The sequence below is a fragment of the Agreia sp. Leaf210 genome, from assembly GCF_001421485.1.
Taxonomy (GTDB): domain Bacteria; phylum Actinomycetota; class Actinomycetes; order Actinomycetales; family Microbacteriaceae; genus Agreia.
Genome location: NZ_LMKK01000002.1, coordinates 517,574 through 537,104, shown reverse-complemented (window position 1 = coordinate 537,104; position 19,531 = coordinate 517,574). Strand labels below are relative to the sequence as shown.

At 67.0% G+C, this 19,531-nt stretch carries 19 protein-coding genes; 8 read left to right on the top strand and 11 right to left on the bottom strand.

What is annotated here, in order from left to right; translation table 11 throughout:
• Complete coding sequence (locus ASE64_RS08550) at nt 1-1,161, bottom strand: GGDEF domain-containing protein (protein ID WP_055778780.1); 1,161 nt, start codon at nt 1,159-1,161, stop codon at nt 1-3.
• Nucleotides 1,158-2,843, bottom strand: a complete 1,686-nt coding sequence (locus tag ASE64_RS08545) for an ATP-binding protein (protein ID WP_235480544.1) — start codon at nt 2,841-2,843, stop codon at nt 1,158-1,160. Before ASE64_RS08545 ends, ASE64_RS08550 begins: the two co-directional genes overlap by 4 nt.
• 76 nt (nt 2,844-2,919) lie before the next feature.
• On the opposite strand from ASE64_RS08545, the gene ASE64_RS08540 reads away from it, so the two are divergent.
• The 3 genes from ASE64_RS08540 (at nt 2,920) to ASE64_RS08530 (ending at nt 9,237) form a co-directional block, all read left to right on the top strand.
• Nucleotides 2,920-4,452 carry a molybdopterin-dependent oxidoreductase gene (locus ASE64_RS08540; protein ID WP_055779859.1) on the top strand — a complete coding sequence of 511 codons (1,533 nt, stop codon included), beginning with the start codon at nt 2,920-2,922 and terminating at the stop codon, nt 4,450-4,452.
• A gap of 72 nt (nt 4,453-4,524) precedes the next feature.
• Nucleotides 4,525-6,405 carry an HSP90 family protein gene (locus ASE64_RS08535; RefSeq protein ID WP_055778776.1) on the top strand — a complete coding sequence of 627 codons (1,881 nt, stop codon included), beginning with the start codon at nt 4,525-4,527 and terminating at the stop codon, nt 6,403-6,405.
• Nucleotides 6,406-9,237: a hypothetical protein gene (locus ASE64_RS08530; RefSeq protein ID WP_055778773.1), complete on the top strand. Its 2,832-nt coding sequence runs from the start codon at nt 6,406-6,408 to the stop codon at nt 9,235-9,237.
• A gap of 13 nt (nt 9,238-9,250) precedes the next feature.
• Here the strand turns inward: ASE64_RS08530 and ASE64_RS08525 are convergent, their stop codons facing one another.
• The 4 genes from ASE64_RS08525 to ASE64_RS08510 form a co-directional block, all read right to left on the bottom strand.
• Nucleotides 9,251-11,257: a YhgE/Pip family protein gene (locus tag ASE64_RS08525; RefSeq protein WP_055778770.1), complete on the bottom strand. Its 2,007-nt coding sequence runs from the start codon at nt 11,255-11,257 to the stop codon at nt 9,251-9,253.
• Nucleotides 11,254-12,024, bottom strand: a complete 771-nt coding sequence (locus tag ASE64_RS08520) for a hypothetical protein (protein WP_055778767.1) — start codon at nt 12,022-12,024, stop codon at nt 11,254-11,256. Before ASE64_RS08520 ends, ASE64_RS08525 begins: the two co-directional genes overlap by 4 nt.
• Nucleotides 12,021-12,728, bottom strand: coding sequence for a TetR/AcrR family transcriptional regulator (locus tag ASE64_RS08515; protein WP_235480543.1), 708 nt, complete (start codon nt 12,726-12,728; stop codon nt 12,021-12,023). The genes ASE64_RS08520 and ASE64_RS08515 overlap by 4 nt, the downstream gene beginning before the upstream one ends.
• Nucleotides 12,729-12,791: 63 nt before the next feature.
• Entirely contained in the window at nt 12,792-13,064 is a 273-nt protein-coding gene (locus ASE64_RS08510; RefSeq protein WP_055778765.1) for a thioredoxin family protein, read from the bottom strand.
• A 60-nt stretch (nt 13,065-13,124) separates the two neighbouring features.
• Between ASE64_RS08510 and ASE64_RS08505 the strand changes: the two genes are divergently transcribed.
• On the top strand, nt 13,125-13,610 hold the full coding sequence (locus ASE64_RS08505; protein WP_055778762.1) for a DUF3151 domain-containing protein: 486 nt from the start codon (nt 13,125-13,127) through the stop codon (nt 13,608-13,610).
• Here the strand turns inward: ASE64_RS08505 and ASE64_RS08500 are convergent.
• Nucleotides 13,601-14,239: a Pr6Pr family membrane protein gene (locus tag ASE64_RS08500; RefSeq protein ID WP_156351720.1), complete on the bottom strand. Its 639-nt coding sequence runs from the start codon at nt 14,237-14,239 to the stop codon at nt 13,601-13,603. The two genes, ASE64_RS08505 and ASE64_RS08500, sit on opposite strands and share 10 nt — an antisense overlap.
• A 145-nt stretch (nt 14,240-14,384) precedes the next feature.
• Here ASE64_RS08500 and ASE64_RS08495 point away from each other — a divergent pair, with 145 nt between their 5' ends.
• The 4 genes from ASE64_RS08495 to ASE64_RS08480 all read left to right on the top strand — a co-directional run bounded on the left by ASE64_RS08495 (nt 14,385) and on the right by ASE64_RS08480 (nt 17,212).
• Nucleotides 14,385-15,671: an adenylosuccinate synthase gene (locus ASE64_RS08495; RefSeq protein WP_055778754.1), complete on the top strand. Its 1,287-nt coding sequence runs from the start codon at nt 14,385-14,387 to the stop codon at nt 15,669-15,671.
• Between the two features lie 5 nt (nt 15,672-15,676).
• Complete coding sequence (locus tag ASE64_RS08490; protein WP_055779854.1) at nt 15,677-16,324, top strand: GNAT family N-acetyltransferase; 648 nt, start codon at nt 15,677-15,679, stop codon at nt 16,322-16,324.
• A 63-nt stretch (nt 16,325-16,387) separates the two neighbouring features.
• Complete coding sequence (locus ASE64_RS08485; protein ID WP_055778751.1) at nt 16,388-16,810, top strand: organic hydroperoxide resistance protein; 423 nt, start codon at nt 16,388-16,390, stop codon at nt 16,808-16,810.
• Nucleotides 16,811-16,897: 87 nt separating this feature from the next.
• Nucleotides 16,898-17,212 (top strand): chorismate mutase, encoded by a 315-nt coding sequence (locus tag ASE64_RS08480; RefSeq protein ID WP_055778748.1) that lies wholly within the window; start codon nt 16,898-16,900, stop codon nt 17,210-17,212.
• Between the two features lie 11 nt (nt 17,213-17,223).
• Here ASE64_RS08480 and ASE64_RS17405 read toward each other — a convergent pair whose 3' ends face one another.
• The 4 genes from ASE64_RS17405 to ASE64_RS08465 are packed head-to-tail and all read right to left on the bottom strand — an operon-like array spanning nt 17,224 to nt 19,494.
• Nucleotides 17,224-17,361: an LPXTG cell wall anchor domain-containing protein gene (locus ASE64_RS17405; protein WP_146077694.1), complete on the bottom strand. Its 138-nt coding sequence runs from the start codon at nt 17,359-17,361 to the stop codon at nt 17,224-17,226.
• A 30-nt stretch (nt 17,362-17,391) separates the two neighbouring features.
• Nucleotides 17,392-17,820 (bottom strand): hypothetical protein, encoded by a 429-nt coding sequence (locus ASE64_RS08475; protein ID WP_055778745.1) that lies wholly within the window; start codon nt 17,818-17,820, stop codon nt 17,392-17,394.
• The gene (locus tag ASE64_RS08470; protein ID WP_055778741.1) at nt 17,817-18,464 is read right to left on the bottom strand and encodes a hypothetical protein; all 648 of its coding nucleotides are present in this window, start codon (nt 18,462-18,464) and stop codon (nt 17,817-17,819) included. Before ASE64_RS08470 ends, ASE64_RS08475 begins: the two co-directional genes overlap by 4 nt.
• A 28-nt stretch (nt 18,465-18,492) precedes the next feature.
• A complete protein-coding gene (locus ASE64_RS08465; RefSeq protein ID WP_055778738.1) occupies nt 18,493-19,494 on the bottom strand; it encodes a WXG100 family type VII secretion target in 1,002 nt (333 codons plus the stop codon).
• Between the last annotated feature and the right edge of the window lie 37 nt (nt 19,495-19,531).

Here is a 19,531-nt window from a genome sequence, read left to right as displayed (position 1 = left end):
TCAGTCGCTCGTGCCGACCACGATGTGGTTGCCGCCGGCGGACTTGACCTGTTCCACCGAGCTCACGACCGCGGCGGTCAGGGCGGTCAGAGCGTAGCCGTGATCGAACGACGTGGCGATTCCGAGGCTCGCCGTGAGTCTGATCTTCTGTCGGTCGGGCAGGGGCGTGTCGACGAGGGCTATCTGGATGCGCTCGGCCAACGCGAGCGCCTCGGTCTCGCTGGCGACAGATGCGAGGACGAAGAATCGGCCGGCCGACGGATGCCCGATGGCCGCCATGACGGGGACGGTCATGCGCAAGGTCTGCGCGAACGTCGAGATGGCCTCGTCGCCGGCCCCGCGCCCGAAGGCGATGTTCACTTCGGGCAGTCGATCGACGTCGGCACCGATCAGGGCGATTCCTCCCCGGGCGGCTTCTGCTCTCTCGAGGTGATCTTCGGCGGTCTGCACGAAGGACTCAGCCGACAGAACGCCGGCCCGAGAGAAGATGCCGTCGCTGAGGTCGCCCACTGCGCTGTCCGCACCACGTTCGACGCGCAGCACCGATACCGCGATCGCCGCGCTGATGATCAGGGCCATGGTCACCACGGCCGCTATGCCGGAGTTGAAGTAGGTGCTGAAGGGCCTGCCCTCGGGGCCGGAGACCAGGAACGCGATCGTACGGGCGAGCATAAAGACCGCGACGACCCACAGCACGATGCTGAGCGCGCGACCGTTGATGTTGCGGCGCAGCCGACCTCGCTGCAACTCGATCGCGCCGAGCGCGCTGAGGGCCGTGAGCCCGAGCCACAGCACGGGGGCGCCGGCCCAGGTGCCCGCGTCGGCAGCCTGCAGGGCGGTGGCGACCACCACGACCAGAGCGACCACTGCGACGATCCATAGTCGGGGCGACCGACCGTTGTGCAGGCGAGCGCCGCTCCAGAGGGCGCCGACGGCGGCGATGTACGCCGCGTTGCCGACGAGAAGGCCCCACCAGGCATCCGGGACCGCGGCCTCGACGCCGTAACCTGCAGCCACGATGATGCCGCTGATGAAGCCCAGGCTCCAGATGCGACCGGTGGAGTCGTTACGGGTGAACGAGGTGTTGAGAATGAACGAGATGCCGCAGAGTACGACGGCCAGGCTCGACATGGCCATCAGCGTGAAGATGTCGAGGTTCATAGGGCGGCCTTCGATTCGGGCGATGAATCCCCGGCGGGCTCGCGGTCTTTCATAGGAACGGTCATGATCGCGGTCGTGCCCTTGCCTCGTTCGGACTCGAGACGGAGGTCGCCCCCGTGCTGATTCACGATATCTCGACTGATGCTCAGTCCGAGGCCGGAACCGTGCACGGCGGAGTTGCGCACGGAATCGGCGCGGTAAAAGCGGTCGAACAGGTGCGCCTGCTCGGAATCCGTCATGCCTCGCCCCGTGTCGTGGACCCGCAGCTCGGCCACGCCGCCCGTTGCGGCTCTGAGCGAGACGTCGATGCGGCCATAGGCCACGTTGTACTTCACCGCGTTGGAGAGGACGTTGTCGATGACCTGGCGGAGCCGGAACGCATCCGCGTCGAACACCAGAGTTTCGAGCTCGGGAGTGCTGAACGTGATGTGGTTGATCGACGCGACGGGCGTGATCGACTCGATACCGTCTCGCACGAGCTGGGCGAGGTCGCAGGGCGCGAAGACCATCAGAAGGGTCTGCGTGGACTCGCTCGCCGCCGTGAGCAGATCGGCCACAATGCCGAGCATCCGGTCGGCGTTGCGCGACGTGATCTCGAGCATCGCGCGAGTGGAGTCGGAGATGTCCTCGTCGAGGGCCAGCTCCGTATAGCCGACGATCGACGTGAGGGGCGTGCGGAGCTCGTGCGACACCGATGCGACGAGGTCGTCGCGGGCCTTCACCGCCTTGAGCTCGGCGGTGATGTCGCGGAACACAATGACGCCGCCGTCGTAGCGACCACGCTCGTCGATCACGGGGCGCGACGAGGTGAGGATGGCGGCCTGAGCCTCTCCGGGGTCGCCGAACCAGACCGTCTCGCGGTCGATGGACTCGCCCTGCAACGCCCGCTGGAACGGCCTCTCGTGCTCCTCGTACGGCGTGGTGCGGTCTTCGCGGTAGATGACCGCGGGAACGATCGCATCCTGGCCGAGGGCGTAGGGGGCCACCATCTGGCGCTGTGCCCGGTTGATCAGGTTGACGCGGCCGGAACCGTCGAATCCGATCACGCCGAAGTCCACGGCGTCGAACAGTTCGTCGAGAGTCTGCTTCTGGCGCCTCGAGCTCTGCAGCGCCTGCTCGAAGAGATCGGCCTGCTGCTGAAGCAGCGAGCGTTGGGCGGCGGCCCGCCGGGTCGTCGAATACACGGTGGTGGCGACGAAGGCGAGCACGATGGGAACGACACCGAGCCGAGGAAGGATCGCCGGGTCGATGGACTCCGAGCTATGCCGCAGGAACTCGCCTCCCCAGGTGAGGACGGCGGGAAGCACCACCGAGACGGCGGCACCCCAGAGCCCGAAGTGCATCGACATCCAGATGGCCGGAAACACGAACAGCAGGGTGGCGCCGAGCTGTGGCTGATCCTGTCGGATGAGCGAGATCGCGATGATGTCGAGCACGGGGAGAACGGCGATCCACCCCTTGGCGATGCGGCTCCACGGAACGGCTGCCGAGAGCCCGGTGATGGCGAAGATCGCGACCACCCCGGAGAAGAACATCGGAGAAGCGAGCGCGAGCGGATCGATGAGAAACGAGATCGTCGCGAGCACCAGCGTGGCGCCCGCCAACAGCAACTGCGAAAGGAACACGCTGCGCTCGACGGCAGAACGGACGACCGCCCTACTGTCCCCCGACACAGCTACCACTGTCGTAGCGTAGCAACCGCTTCGTGGCACGGAATACCCAGCCCCTCTCACGGAAGCAGCGCGTAGGGTCGTGCTCATGCGAACACATGGGATGTCGGCACTGGTCGGACTGCTGTCGGCTCTCGTGGTGCTCGCGACGGCCGAGGTCGTCGCCATCTTCATCTCGAGTTCTTCGTCGCCGTTCTTCGCCGTCGGCCAGCTCGCCATCGACCTCGCGCCGGCCTGGCTCAAGCAGTCGATGATCGCCCTGTTCGGCACGGGGGACAAGATCGCGTTGTTCGTCATTCTCGGGGTCGTCGTCGTGGCTTTCGCGGCCCTCGCCGGTGTGCTCGAACGGCGTCGACCGCCACTCGGCGTCGCGATCCTCATCGTGTTCTCGGCGGTCGCCGTCGTCGCCGTTCAGACCCGTCCCGAGGCGAGCGCCCTGTGGGCCTTCCCGACCGTGTTGGGAATGATCGCCGGCGTGCTCGTGCTGCGCACGGGCATCCGGCGCCTGGACGCGTGGCTCGAGGTGCCCGAGGCCGCGCGCACCGGTATGCAGCGCAGGCAGTTCCTGACCTTTGCCGGCGTCACGGGCGCGACGGCTCTGATCGTCGCCATCGGCGCCCGAGCGATGAACGCCAGCACGGCGGCCGTCACTGCGATCCGGCAGGCGATCGCGTTGCCCGCTCCGGCCACGGCCGCACCGGCCATCGACCCGGCCACCAGCCTCGACGTCGAGGGCATCAGCACGCTGATCACGCCGAACGAGCAGTTCTACCGCATCGACGTCGCCCTCCAGGTTCCACAGATCAATCCAGACGACTGGCAGCTGAAGATCACCGGGCTCGTCGACACAGAGGTCACGATCGGCTACGCCGAACTGCTCGCCCTTCCGCTCACCGAGCATGTGACCACGATCGCGTGCGTATCGAACGAGGTCGGCGGCGGGCTGATAGGAACGGCGACGTGGCTCGGCTACCCGATCCGTGAGCTGCTCGCCCGCGCCGGCGTGCAGTCCGATGCCGACATGGTGCTGTCATCGGGGCCCGACGGTTTCAGCGCCGGCACGCCCCTCGAGACGCTCACCGATCCTGGTCGGGAAGCTCTGCTGGCCGTCGGAATGAATGGCGAGCCGCTGCCCACGGAGCACGGTTTTCCCGCGCGCATGATCGTGCCCGGCCTGTTCGGTTACGTCTCGGCCACCAAGTGGGTCACCGAGATGAAGGTCACGCGATTCGCCGACGCCGAGGGGTACTGGACCCCGCGAGGATGGGACGCTCTCGGACCTGTCGTGACGCAGTCGCGCATCGACGTTCCGCTGTCGGGCCAGACCGTCGCATCCGGAACCGTCGCCATAGCGGGCGTCGCGTGGGCGCCGCACACGGGAATAGCCGGAGTCGAGGTGCGCATCGACGGTGGCGCCTGGCAGAAGGCGACCCTCGCGCCCGGCATCTCTGACGACACCTGGGTGCAGTGGGTACTGCAGTGGCAGGCATCGGAGGGCGCCCACACGATCGACGTGCGGGCGACCGACAAGTCGGGGTACACGCAGACAGACAGGCAGGCGCCTCCCGCTCCGAGCGGCGCGACCGGATGGCACACGACCCGAGTCACCGTCGAGGGCTGACCCCGCGCGTACCGCGGGGTGTGCGCCCGGCAGGTACTGTGAACGACGGGATAGATCGTGAGGGAGAGCAGTGTGTCTCGAACAGATGGCGTCGCGCCCGGGGCGCCGAGGCCTTTTCAGGTCGACCTGCGCGGCGTGGTCGATCTTCTCTCGAGGCACATCTACTCGAGCCCGCAGGTCTTTCTCCGCGAGCTGCTGCAGAACGGGCGCGACGCGGTCATAGCCCGACGCCAGCAGCTGGCGGAACCGATCGCCGGAGGCGGCGGAATCTGGATCACGCCCGCCGACGCCGAGGGCGGAGAATTCGTCTTCCGCGATGACGGCATCGGGCTGACACTCGCCGATGTGGGGGAGTTGCTCGCCACGGTGGGCCGGTCGTCGAAGCGGGATCTGTTCGACCTTCCGCGAACCGACTATCTGGGGCAGTTCGGAATCGGACTGCTCAGCTGCTTCATGGTGGCGGACCGCATCGTGATCCACTCGCGACCGGCGGCCGGAGGCCCGGGCGTCGAGTGGATCGGGGCGACCGACGGAACCTACACGGCCCGAGAACTCGACAAGCACGAGACAGCGGCTCTGGCAATCGGCACCGAGGTGCGACTGGCGCCGCTCGCCGGCATGTTGGAGACCCTGTCGAGTGCATCGATCGTGGCCCTCGCGACGCGGTTCGGCGAGTTCCTCGACCTGCCCGTGCGCGTCACGCTGCCGCGCGGAGGCGAAGAGATCATCAATCGCGACGCGGTCTTTCTGCAGGCCAACGTGGAGCCACCGGCAGAACTCATCGCGTACGGTGCAGAGCTTCTCGGAGCGACCCCCTTCGACGCCATCCCTCTCGTCGTTCCCGGAACTGCGACGAGGGGTACGGCCTTCGTGCTTCCCTACGCGCCCCCTCCAGGCTCCCGCCAGTCGACCCGTGTCTACCTCGGCCGGATGCTGCTCGGCGAGCGCATCGACGAGTTGCTTCCCGACTGGGCGTTCTTCGTTCGCGCCGTCATCGATACCGAGGGCCTGCAGCCCACCGCATCGCGCGAGCAGCTGGTCGAGAACGAGTCGCTCGAGTACACCCGCTCCGAGCTCGGGGCCGCGCTTCGACGGTGGATTCTGCAGAAGGCGCTGGCCGAGCCGCACCGGCTCGCCGAGTTCGTCGCCATCCATCACGTGGCGCTCAAGTCTCTCGTGGTGCACGACGACGAACTCGCCGGCGTTCTGGCGCGCTGGCTGTCTGTCGAGACATCGGCGGGCCCGATGACCCTCGACGCGGTCATGCAACGCTCGGCGCACGTGCGCTACGCCGAGACGGTCGACGAGTTCAGGCAGGTCGCGGCCTTCGCCGATCGATCGTCGCCGATCGTGAACGGCGGGTACATCTACGACGCCGAGATCGTGCGTCGGCTGCCCGACATCGTGGCCGGCGTGACCGTCGAGCGCGTCACCGTGCTCGGAGAACTCGACAACCTCGACTCGCCCCCGATGGCAGACCGGCCCGTGGCCCATACCCTTGAGCAGCGCGCCACAGAGGCCCTGCGTCAGGTCTCGTGCGACGTCGATGTGCGGGGCTTCGAGCCGGCCGACCTGCCTGCGCTCGCGGTCGCAGACCCTGATGCCCTGCGATCGATCGGCCGCGCTGCATCGCAGGAGACGGCGCCCCCGCTGTGGGGCTCCGTTCTCGGTCGCGTCGACAAGGCGGCTGCAGCGCAGCGTGGTGGGCAGACGTCGGCCCGCCTCAGACTCTGCCTCAACTGGAACAATCCGCTGGTGCGCACCCTCGCGACGACCGACGACGACGCCGTCTTCAGCCGGAGCATCCAGCTTGTCTACGTTCAGGCCCTGCTCGCGGGCCACAGGCCCCTGCAGGCCGCCGATCGCCGGATGCTCACCTCGGCTCTCTCCGACCTCGTTCATCTCAGCGTCGGCCTGCCTGGTTATTCCTCTCGAGAAAGCGACGAGTCGTAGATGTCACGCAGCACGATCCTGGAGTTGTTCACGCAGATCGACGCCCTGCCCTTCGGTGCCGCCGAGCGGTCGCTCATCGACCAGGCGATCGCGCTTGCCGACGAGACGGGCGAAGACGTCCTCGGCTACGAGGCTCGGCTCCGGCTCACCGCATCCGCCAAGATGACGGGCGACACCGACGCCATGCTGGCGTCGTTCGGTTGGTGCCTCGGCAAGCACGACAGCGACCCCGCCCGCTTCCCGCTGAAGGTGGGCGAGCTCGATCTGCTGTGGCAGTTCAAGTGGATGGCGGGCACCCTCGGCGCGTCACCCGTCTTTCCGCGCGCCGAGATCGAGGCCGTGCTCGACGAGATGGAGACGCGGTATCGGAGGGCCGGGGTCGGTCTGAGCGGCGTGCTCCAAGCGCGCTTCGACGATGCGGTCGACAACCTGAGCGACGCGGAGGCCGAGAGCGCCCGGGCGGCTCTCCGTCGCGAGCCTCGCGACGAGTACAGCCACTGCGAGGCGTGCGTGCGAAGCGAAGACGCCGCCTATCTCGCGTCTGTGGGGCGCGAGGCCGAGGCACTCGAACGATTCGACGAGATCGTCGAACAGAACCTGAGCTGTGGCGAGGAGCCGGAGACGGCCCTCGGCCGCGGGCTGCTCTCGTGGCTTCGCGCCGGCGAACTCGACACGGCGAAGGCAGCCCACCTGCGCAGCTACCGCCTGGCACGCTCGAGCTCGGACAACATCGGGATCATCGCGAACCACCTCGTCTTCTGCGCCGTGACGGGCAATGAGGCTCGCGGGCTGACCCTGCTCGAGCGTCACATCGGCTGGCTCGCCCACGACTCGCTCAACGCCCGAGCACATTTCGCCGCGCTTCGCGCATTCGGCGTTCTGCTCGACGCGGTCGTTCGAAGCGGCCACGGTGATGCTGCCGTCCGTGGCTCGGGCGCTGCCGCGCTCGAGCCGTTCTTCGGCTCGCACGACGGTGACTGGAGCGCGGAAGACCTCGCCGCCGCATCCTGGCTCGCCGCCGAACGCGTGGCCAGCGCCTTCGACGAACGCAACGGCAACGATCGGCACAGCAGGCTCGTCGAGCGGTCTCGCGCGCTCGCCGACGAGCGCTACGAGCTGCCGCTGCAGGGTGAGGGCTTCCTCCCCAGCATCCCGTCGGCGACAGAGGCCGACCCGACGGATGCCGACGGCTGGCTCGTTCGCGCCCGAGAGCTGATGGGAACGGGCGCCTACGGTGATTCCGTGGCGGCCGCCCGACAAGGTCTCGAGGCCGCGCGACTCGAGAGCGTTCCTCTCGACCGGAGCCCGGCCGGGCGCATCCAGTCGTTGCTCTACGCCGTGCTCATTCAGGCCCTGATCGCTGCGGGAGATCTCGACGAGGCCGCCGCCCGCCAGATCGATCGCATCGCGGTGTTGCGCGACATGGGGTGCGACGACCAGGCTGATGTCGAGGTCGTGCTCGGACTCATCATGCTCGGCACGGCCGTCGACGACGACGTGCACGTTCTCGAGATGACGCTGCAGGCGGCGGATGCGCGGGGAGCCGATAGCGAGACCCGGGCCGATCTCGCCCTCACGCTCGGGTCCCTGCACCTGCAGGAGGGGCGCGCCGAACAAGCTCTCGTTCTGTTCCGTCGGGCGGGCGATCTGCTCGACGAGGCGCCCGACAGCCCCATGCGGATCTCGGCTCTCATGTTCTTGGCGCACGCGCTCGCGAGAACCGACGAGCTCGCCGAGGCGGTCGTGACTCTCGACCGTCTGCTCGAGCTCGACCTCGATCGCGCGTTCCGGGCCACGGCTCATCATCTGCTGGCGCAGCTCGCCGGCGCCGAGGGCGAGGTCGAACCGGGCCTGGCAGCTGCTGATGCCGCCCTGGCGCTGTGGACACGCCTCGGCCATCGCTCCGGCATGGTCGACTCCGCCGTGCTCAGCGCGTCGCTGCTGCGCGACGCCGGTCGGCTCGACGAGGCCGTGACCCGATGGCGTCTGGCCGTTCGCGAGGCAGAGCTTGCAGAGAGGCCGGATGTCGACGGGTTGCGTTACGGCCTGGGTCGCCTACTCGTGCAGGCAGGTCAGCCCGAGGCGGCGGCGGAGGTTCTCGACGATGTCTACTCCTCGGAGGTCTCGTCGGAGGCGACTCCGGGCGCGCGAGCCGAGACGCTGTTCTGGCTCGGGCAGGCGCACAGGCAGTCCGGCGACGGGTCTGCTGCCTACGGCGCCTGGAGCGCCGCCGTCGAGCTCTACACCGAAGCCGGAGACCCGATCGGGGCGACGCAGGCGGGCATCGCGCTCGGCGGTCTCCTGCTGTCGTACGACGACGAGCAGTGCATCTCGGTGTTGGAAGACGCTCTGGCCACGGCGCGGGGTGCCGACGAGCTGCAGCTCCTGGTCGAGGCTCTGCACTCCCTGGGTCGCGCCCGGTGCCGCTTCGGAGACGATGCAGGTCTCGACGAGCTCGACGAGGTTCTCGCCATTGCGCGGGCCGAGGAGGCGGAGTGGCTCGTCGCCGATGTCACCGACTCGAAGGCGCGGGCACTGCAGCAATTGGATCGCCTGGCCGAGGCCGTGCCCGTGGCGCTCTCGGCGTCCGACGGCTACGCGGCATGCGGCGACGACGTGGCCGCGGGGCTCGCCGAATTGCTTGCAGCGCGCATGCTCGTCGCCCAGCAGAACGCCGAGGCGGCCGTCACGATCTACCGGGGCGCGGTCGAGCGCTTGGGCGACGTTCCGCAGGCGCGGGTCGCTGCGACCCTCGAGCTCGGCGACGTGCTCGAGCAGCTGGGTCGCCACGCCGAGGCCGCCGAGGCTCGCGCGTCGGTCGACGCGGGCTGACGCGCGGGCGGGATCAGCCGATCAGCGAGGGTCGCAGGTCGCGCAGAGTCCGCGTTCTCGTCATGCGACGGGCGCCGATCCACGACAGGGCGAGCGCTCCGAGCAGGAATGCGAGCAGCACGGCCACGTCGGCCCACGCCAGCGCCAGGTTGCCGCCGTACATGAGTTGCCGGATACCGTCGACCGCGTATCCCATCGGCAGCGCGTGGTGCAGCGCGGCGAGCGGGCCAGGCAGCGTCTGCCACGGGAACGTGCCGCCGGCCGTGACGAGCTGCAGCACCATCAGCACGAGCCCGAGGAACTGCCCGACGCTGCCGAGCCACACATTCAGCGCCAGGATGATCGCGGCGTATGTCACCGAGGTCACGATCATGAATCCGAGCATGCCCAGCGGATTCGCCACCTGGTAGCCGAGGGCGAGGGTCACGATGCCGAACACGGCGATCATCTGCACGGCGCCGAGGATGGCGGGGGTCATCAGCCCGGACAGGGCCACCCGACCGGGCTTGCGGAGGGCAGTGAGAGCGCGCTTCGACAGAGGCTTGATGATCAGGAACAGGGCGTAGATGCCGATCCACGCTGCAAGGCTGATGAAGAACGGGGCCATCCCGGCGCCGTAGGTGCTGGCCTTGGTGACCGCGCTCGTGTCGATCGCAGCCGGGTCGGAGATGACCGAGGCGCTCTTCTCCCGCTGCGCGGCTGTCTCGATGGGCAGCTTGCCGAGCCCCTCGGTGAGGCCGGTCGACAGCTTGTGCGCTCCGTCGTCGAGCTTCAGGATGCCGGTCTGCAGATCGGTTGCGCCTGTGGCGAGAGCCGGGGTGCCGGCCGCGAGGGTGGCGCTGCCGTCGGCGAGCTGCTGGGTGCCCGCGGCCAGGGTGGATGCGCCGGCCGAGGCATCCGAGATGCCGCCGGCCAGCGTCGGGGCTGAGGCCGCGAGGGTCGCGGTGCCGTCGGCTACCTGCTGGCTTCCCGAGGCGAGGGCGGCGAGCTTGCCGTTCAGATCTTGGATCTTCGCGTTGGCGTCGGTGACCTGCTGACCGATCGGGTCCAGTGCCGCGAGGAGCTGGTCTGCCTGTTGCTGGGTGATGACCTTGTCTGTGACGAGCTGCGCCACCTGGTCGGTGAGCTTGGCCTTCGTCTGGGGCAGGTCCGTTGCGATGGTGTTCGCCTGGGCTGCGTAGGTCGCTCCGGTGGTTGCGAGCTCGGCGTTACCGGCCGCTACCTGCTGGGCGCCGGTATTCAGCGCCGCCGTGTCCGCGGGAAGCGACGACGTCGCGTTGGCGAGCTGCTGCAAACCGGAGCTGAGGTCGGAGGCGCCGGTGTTCGCCTGTGCCGCGCCGGTCGCGAGCTGCTGCGCGCCGTCGTTGGCGGACGCGGCGCCAGCCGCGAGCTGGGCCGAGCCGTTGGCGGCTGTCGTCGTGCCGTCGGCGAGCTGGTTCGCGCCGTCGATGGCGGTCTCGAGGCTCGTGCCCACGTCGGCGAAGCCGTCGAGGAACTTCAGCGCAGCCTCTTTTCCGACCTTCTCCGCGATCGAGGAGCGCACCTTCTCGGCGACGTTCCCCGCAATCGTGGTGGCGAGAAAGCTGTTCGTGTCGTTGGTCGTCAGCTCGACCGACGCCTGCTTCGGGGTCGTGGTGACGGGCGACGTGAGATCGGTCGAGAAGTCCTTTCCGAGGGTGAGCACGAAGTCGAACGTTCCGTCGCTGACTCCCGTCTTCGCCTCGGCCGAGGTGGCCTCGATCCACTTGACGCTGTTGTCTTTCAGCAATTCGTCGCGCACCTCGTCTCCGTAGTTCACGGTCGAGGCGGTTCCGTCGGCGTCGGTCTGCGTGGCGCCCGCGTCTTCGACGACGAGCCCCACGGGCACGTCCTTGAGGTTGCCGTAGGGGTCGTTGTTGCCCCAGAGGTAGAGCCCGGCGTAGATGATGGGCACGCACATGAGCGCGATGAGCGCCAGGATGCCCATCTTCGATGAGGTGAGTCGGCGCAGTTCCGCGCGGACGAGCGTGACGATGGTCATTTCGTGTCTTCTTCTTCTACGACTTCGGGTTCTTCTACGACTTGGGGTTCTTCTGAGCTGTCGGGTTCTTCGGCGACCGCGGGTTCTTCTTCGACGACGGGTTCTTCTACGACTTCGGGTTCCTCGACGACCTCGGGCAGCACGTGCTTGGGAGCCACCGTGGCTTCGGGCTCGGCGAGCGCCGCGTCGAGCAGCGCCACGGAGGCCGCGCCGGCGATCACCAGCACCCCGTAGCCGCGTTCTGCCAGTCCTTCGGCGATCGGATACCACTCGAGCGGATCGCCGCCGTGCCGATCCGGAGACGTGAGGACAAGGGCCTCGACGCTGTCGCGCATGGCTGCCAACTCGGCGAGCACGTGCAGCCGCACGGTGGCGGGCACATGTTCGATGGGCGTACGGGCGAACTCCCGGGCGCCGAGGGTGTCGAGCGTCTCGAGCACGGCCTTCGACGACGAGGGCATGTCGGCGAACATCAACTCCTCCTGCACGATGCCATCGAGACGCAGGCCGCTGGCCGGCTCCGAGATGTCGGGTGCGTCGACGATGGCCACGGATGCGCGCAGCTCGTCGCCGCTCATCTCGGGCTCGCGGGTCACCGACCCGTGCGCCGGAATCATGCGCCCGCTCGCGATCAGCGCGAGCAGCGTCGGCCGCTGAGCCGTCTCCGTCGCCACGAGGGTGACGGAGCCGCTCTCGAAGCCGACCGTCGTGGGGGGCAGCGCATCCGCGCCTTCGCCCGCGGTCACATCGACGAGGTCGATTCTCATGCTGTGGCTCCTGTTGATTGTTCTGACAGACGGGGGGATGCCTCGGGCTGGGCCTCGAGGGCGAGTTCGGGCGAGGTATCGATGAGCCCTGCTGCCTCGCGCCACGACAGCCCTGCGGTGCTGAGCGCCACGAGCATGACGAGCCTGTGACCCTCGGCGTGAGAGATGTCGTCGCGAACGGCCTCGTCGAGTACCGAAAGGGCAGCGCCTTCGATGAGGCGAGCCAGGGTGCGTGGTTCGATGTCGGTGCGCAGATGACCTGCGGCGACGCCCTGCAGAACGATTTCCAGCACTCCCTGGCGAATGGGCTCGAGGCCCTCGGCGACGATGTCGCGACGGGGGCCGCGGATGGCCAACTGGGCGGTCACGCGCACGTCTTCGACCTCGCTCCAGAGGCGGGCGCCGACGAGTGCCAGCGCGACGCGGGCATCGGGGTGGCGGATGGGCGCGAGTGCGGCGGTGACCCGCGCGATACCGCGGTCGTTGAGCTCGGCGACGAGCTCGTCGCGTGTGCTGAAGTGGCCGTAGATCGAGCGACGCGACAGCCCGGCGGCCGATGCGATCGTCTCGAGCGAGGCATCCGGATCATGATTGAGTTCGGAGATCGCGGCGTCGAGAATGGCGACCCGGTTCTCTGCTGCGTCGCGTCGGGGCGCGCGGGTCGGCCGGGGGATTCGGCGCGAGGAGGTGCTGGTGTCGGTCACCCGTCGATTCTATTAACTTGCACATTCGTGTGCAACTTATTTAGGTCGGCCCTCAGGCGATGGTCAGCCGAGGTGGCGGGCGAGAAGGCTGAGCACCTGATCAGCGGTCGGAACGCCGGAGGCCCGGGCGAGTTCCGCGCCTGATTCATCGCGAACCACGACGGTCGGCGTCGCCACGATGTTCGCCCGCTCCGCGTCATCCGGGTTCGAGGCCACGTTCGATTCGCTGAACTCGACACGGTCACGCACGAAGGGCTGCACCTGCTCGAGAACGCTCCGGGTCAGCGTGCACGCGCCGCAGAAGCTCGAACTGTAGAGGTGAACGGAGAGCGGCATACGTAGTGCAACGCGATCGGGGCCCCGGGATTCCCGACGCCGCTGGCGTACCATCGACGTATGAGCGGCGACAACCTCCTCGGCCTGCCCGAGACACTCCTTCCTGAAGACACGGCTGTTATGGAGGCGCTCGCGCAGCGTTCTCCCGCGACGGCGGCAGATCTCGGCGAGCTGGTCAAGCAGTTCCCCACCTCGTCGCTGCTGTGGGCGCTGCTGGCCGAAGAGCTGTGGGCAGTCGGGGCGGTGCTGCCGTCGTACGCCTATGCCCGGGTCGGATACCACCGCGGCCTCGACGCACTGCGCAAGGGTGGCTGGCGCGGGCAGGGCCCGGTTCCCTGGTCGCACGAGCCCAACCGTGGAGTGCTTCTCTCGCTCTACACGCTGCGACGCGCCGCCGAGGCGTTCGGCGAGGTCGACGAGGTCAAGCGACTCGGAGACTTCCTGCAGATGTCAGATCCCAGGGCGATCGACGCCATCGAGGCGACGATCCGGCCCGTCAACGATCAGCCGGTGACCGAGGCCATCATCATCCGCGGTCAGGACTGACGCCGAATCGCTTCTCTGCCCACGCGCCTGCTGTAGACGATCGCGAGCGCGGCCAGTCCCAGCAGCACGAGACTGAGTGCCACGATGTAGGCGATCACGCTGCCCCAGCCCGCGGTCGCCGGATCGAGGAACGGGTACGGGTAGATGCCGTTCGACACGGCTCCGCGCACCAGGGAGTAGGCGAGCCAGAGCAGCGGGTAGATCATGACGACCCGGAGGGCTTTCCAGCTGAGGGCGGGTCGACCGGGTGAGATGAGCCAGTCGAGCACGATGAGAATCGGAATCCAGACGTGGATGACCTCGTTCGGCCAGCTGAGTCCTTGGAATCCGTTGTAGGGCACGTTTCTCAAGAGCAGGTTGTAGACGCCCGCGGTGATGATCGCGTAGGTGAGCGTCGCCATCCGCACGGTGGTGAAGAGTTCTGTGTCGCGCGACAGACGGAACGCGAGGATGCCCCCGACGATGAAGACGACGATGTTCATCAACGACGTCTCGATGGTGAAGTAGCTGAAGTACTCCCACGGGTCGAAAGCGTTGTTCACGACCCTGTCATTGATCTGAATGACGATGGTCACCAACAGCCCGATGCCCGCCAGAAGGCGCACCGCTCCCACAAGTCTTCTGCTCATGACATCGATTCGTAGCAGACCAGATTGGGGGTTGCCCTTGTCGGCGAAGTCCCAGGCATCCGCCCTCCGTTACTATGGGGTGGAATCTGTTAGCGGGTTCCGGCCACTCCTCGATACCGAGGCTTCTGACCGATAGGACATATTCATGCCAGCGATCGTTCTCATCGGCGCCCAGTGGGGCGACGAGGGCAAGGGCAAGGCCACCGACCTCCTGGGCGACCGGGTCGACTACGTCGTCAAATTCAACGGCGGCAACAACGCCGGCCACACCGTGGTCGTCGGCGACAAGAAGTACGCCCTGCACCTCCTGCCGTCAGGCATTCTGAGCCCCGGCGTCACCCCGGTCATCTCGAACGGTGTCGTCGTCGACATCGAGGTGCTCTTCCACGAGCTCGAGGCGCTCGCGGCCCGCGGCGTCGATGTGTCGAAGCTGCTGGTCTCGGCCAACGCCCACGTCATCACCGCCTACCACCGCACCCTCGACAAGGTCACCGAGCGCTTTCTCGGCAAGAAGCAGATCGGCACGACGGGCCGAGGCATCGGTCCCAGTTACGCCGACAAGATCAACCGCGTCGGCATCCGCATCCAAGACCTCTTCGACGAGGGCATCCTGCGCCAGAAGGTCGAGGGCGCACTCGATCTCAAGAACCACATCCTCGTCAAGGTCTACAACCGTCGCGCCATCACGGCCGACGAGGTCATCGACGACCTGCTGAGCTACACCGATCGGCTGCGCCCGATGGTCGCCGACACGTCGCTCGTGCTCAACCGTGCACTCGACGAGGGCAAGACCGTTCTGTTCGAGGGCGGCCAGGCGACCATGCTGGATGTCGACCACGGCACCTACCCGTTCGTCACCTCCTCGAATGCCACGTCGGGTGGTGCGGCCACCGGATCGGGCGTCGCTCCCAACCGCATCGACCGCGTGATCGCCGTGGTGAAGGCCTACACGACCCGCGTCGGCGCCGGTCCGTTCCCCACCGAGCTCTTCGACGAGTCGGGCGAGTTCCTGCGCTCGCAGGGCTTCGAGTTCGGCACCACCACCGGTCGGCCCCGTCGCTGCGGCTGGTACGACGCGCCGATCGCCCGCTACAGCGCCCGCATCAACGGTGTCACCGACTTCGTTCTCACCAAGCTCGACGTGCTCACGGGTCTCGAGAAGATCCCGGTCTGCGTGGCCTACGACGTCGAGGGAGTGCGCGTCGACGAGGTTCCCGTCTCGCAGTCGGACTTCCACCACGCCGTGCCGATCTACGAAGAGTTCCCGGGGTGGAGCGAAGACATCACGGGTGCCCGCGAGTTCTCCGATCTGCCGCTCAACGCGCAGAACTATGTGTTGGCCATCGAGAAGATGAGCAACGCGCGAATCTCCGCCATCGGCGTCGGCCCCGGTCGCGACGAGATCGTCGTGCGCCACGACCTGCTCGAGTAGCGGTGGTGCGGTGCGCGCGGCCGCCCTTCGGTGACGTCGTCGAGGGGCGCTTCATCTCGCTCGAGCCGCTGACCCGGCAACTCATGCCGGAGCTGTTCGCGGCCATCGGGCATCCGCAGATCTTCGCCGGCGGCTACGGCGGCGGCCCCGCCGCCTACCGCGACACGATCGAGGGCTTCGCGCAGTTCGCCGAGTCGTATTACGCGTGGGATGCCGCCAATGTGCACGCGATTCGGCTACGGGGCGGGCCGCACGACGGCCTCGTGGTCGGCACCTCGACGCTCGGCGACTTCGATGTGTCGCTCGGCTATGCGCACCTCGGCTGGACGGCCTACGACCCGCGGGTGTGGGGCACGGTCGTGAACGCCGAGGCGAAGCTGCTGATTCTCGGCTCCGCCTTCGACAACGGATTCGAGCGCGTCAAGATCCAGGCCGACGTGTTGAACGCCCGATCGCGTGCGGCCATCCAGAAGCTCGGCGCGACGTTCGAAGGCATAGCCCGCCACGATATGCGACGCGCAGACGGAGCGTGGCGCGACTCCGCCATCTTCTCGATCCTCAGCGACGAGTGGGCGGGCGTGAGGCGGGGCCTCGAGCGGCGTCTGGAGGCCCAGGGCGGGCGACCCGTAGAGCTGCGCGTGAGCGAAGAATAGTCCCTGGAAAGACACATCCTTTCGACGCTGCATCCGACGCCGTTTCGTGGTGGACTGGTGTCTATGGACGCTCTCTACACTGCAATTGCCCACGCATCTGGCGGTGGCCGCGATGGCCACGTTCGAAGCGAAGACGACCGCCTCGACTTCGACACCCGGCCCCCCGTCGAGATGGGCGGAAGCGGCGAGGGTACGAACCCCGAGCAGCTTTTCGCCGCCGGCTACTCGGCCTGCTTCCTCGGCGCGGTTCACGCCGTGGGTCGCGAGATGAAGCTCGACACGAAGGATGCGGCCGTCTCAGCCAGCGTCTCGATCGGCCCGAGCGCCGACACCGGATTCGAGATCGCGGCCGAACTCGACATCTACATCCCGAACGTCACGGCAGACGAGGCGCGCACGATCGCCGAGACCGCTCACCGCGACATCTGCCCTTACTCGAAGGCGATCTCGGGCAACGTCCCCGTGGTCCTCAACATCGTCGAATAGCATCCCCGTCGTTCCCTGAGCCTGCCGGAGGGCATCCCTTCGCCAGGCTCAGGGAACGCACTTGCTGAGGGCGCTAAAGTTCTGGTTATGTCTGACACAGCCACCGCACCCGACGATGCACTCCGCAAGCTCGAAGCCATCAGGCAGTCGATCGACAACATCGATGCAGCCCTGATCCACCTTCTCGCCGAGCGGTTCAAGTTCACGCAGGGAGTAGGCGAGCTCAAGGCCGCCAACGGTCTGCCACCGGCCGACCTCGATCGCGAGGCCCGTCAGATCAAGCGTCTCCGCGCACTGGCCGAGGAGTCGCACCTCGACCCCGACCTGGCCGAGAAGTTCTTGAACTTCATCGTGGCCGAGGTCATCCACCACCACCGCCGCATCGCCGGCGAAGGCGAGTAGGCTCGCGCAGCCTAGAGCTGATTGTTCTTGTTGTGGCGGCGCAGAGCGCGGGCCACGATGAAGAGTGCTGCTCCGACGAGAAGCACCACGAGTCCGAGCACGATATAGGTCGAGACGGATAGTCCGGTCTGGGCAAGTTCAATGGGCATGTGTGGGTCTCTTTCTCTCGAGATACTCTCTCACGAGTGGCCTCGCTGAGGCACGGTGTCTCTGTTCGGTAGCGTACGGGGTAGCCCACGCGCTATCCGCAGCTTCTGCGCGCGACGCTCTTTGGCGTAGTAGACCCACGAGATGATGGGGAATGCCAGGAATCCAATGTAGGTGACCCACATATAGGGCTCCCAGGGCGTGGATTTCTCCGGCTTGGGTAGGAGACCGGCGTCTTGGGCCGCCACCATTGCTAACAGGACGCCGACACCAACGGCGGCCGCGGTGAGGATGATCGACAGAGCGAGCAGTCCACCCGCAGAGGTCACGGTCCCAGCCAGACTGTATCTGCTGCCCTTGTAGACGCCGTACTCCTCGACAGTCAGCCCACGGGCGGCGGCATCGGCTTCGGAGAGACGCGCGAAGTAGCCCCTTCGTCTGCGTGGCTGGTTGTCGGTCATGGCATGGCAACCAGGGTGTTCCGGAGCTCGGCGATCGCATCACGCAGTTCGCGGTCGGTGAGGCCGGTACGCTCCACCACGTCGGATTCGCCCTCGATGACCGTGCCGACGGCCCATTTTCCAGCGTCAGGTCGAACCAGCAGAAGGGACTCGGCCCCGCTGATGCGGGCACGCAGCATGGCGGTGCCTTCCGGATACTGTCGTACGTGCTCTTGCACGATCTCGAGTTCGGCGTCGGGGCCGGATACATCGGGATCTTGAGCAAAGACGAACCAGGTGAGAAGAGTGCGCGGCTGCATCAGCAGCTTGACGGGATCGGACTCGACGTGCACCACCGTGTCAGCGATCTCATGGTGGATGAGAGTGATCTCAGTCCAGAGTGTGGCGCGTCCGAGGGCGTACGCGACTGGCAGCGCCGCGTCTTCAACCTCGATCTCATCGTCGACGACGGTGGCGAAACCCCGGCCAAGGAGGGAGGACGCGCCCGCAATAGGAAGAGTGTCGGATTGCATCTCTTCTGTCAGGCGCAGCACTCGCGCGCTCATCTCGGCTTCGGGGGTCGAGACGCGCTTGAGCAGGTAGGCGATCTCGGCGTAGCCGAAACCGACAGCGTCGGCGGTCGTCTCCACGGTCTGGTCAGTCATCAGGTAGTCCTTTCGGGGCAATTAGAGCTTACAAACCGAGGAAGTTCTTCACGCCTTCCCCCGCATCCTTCAGATTGTTTGCAACATCGTTCGCGAACTTGCCGGGGTCTTTCACCGCGTTAGACACCGTGTCGGCGACGGCCTTGGCCCCGTTGTCGACGAACTCCTTCACGGCAGGGATCTCGTAGACGGCGATTCCGATGCTTGCCACCGCTGCCACTGTGCCGACGGGAGGGGGGAGGAACGAAGCGGCCCCCAAGGCGGCCTTGGTCGTCGACCAGGCGGCGTCGCCGTATTCACCCTTGGCCGCACTGTTGACAGCGTCGTATGCGTCGAGGCCGACGCCCAGCACGCCCAGGCCTTTTCCGAGTCCACCGTTTCCCACGAAGTCCAAGGCTCCGTTTGTGAGCTTGGAGAGTCCGGTGCTCGCGTCGAGAACGTCGTCAGCGATGTTGAGCTTGGGGAAGTACTTGTTGAGGTTGTCGAGGCTCACCAAGTCGTTCGCGGAGTCGAGCAGGTTGAAGGGAGCGCTTCGTCCAGGAATTCTGGACCACTCGTATTTGCTGGCGATGTCTTTGCCATGATCGATCAGCCACTTCATGCCGTACACGTCGCGAGGCACCCTCACGACGTTCTGGGCGAGCTGATAGATGCCCCAACCGTCTTTAAACGAATCCCAGGGGCTGTCGGCGCTACCCGGGGACTTCGGACCGGAATGTCCGGCCCCACTCGGCCCGCTGCCACCCGCTCCACCGTCGACCTGGCTCGTGGCGGTCTGCTCGTCGGCGTTCTTGATGAGCGTCGTCGAACCGAGCTCGAGGGCGTGCACGACCGTGTTGCCCAGCTGCTTGACCTGAGAGTTCCAGCGCTGCTGGAATGCGCTCGCGTCGGGGCCCTGCCAGCTCTGCGTGGAGTTCACGAGAGACGACACCGTCTCGAGCGACGAGCGGATCTGGTTCGAGCCCGACGAGAACTGCTTCGCCAGGGCCCGCAGCTGTTCCGGATCCGCGCCGTAGAACCCTTGTGCCATCGTGATCCTCCGTGCCGAATTCGAGCGTGTTGTTGTC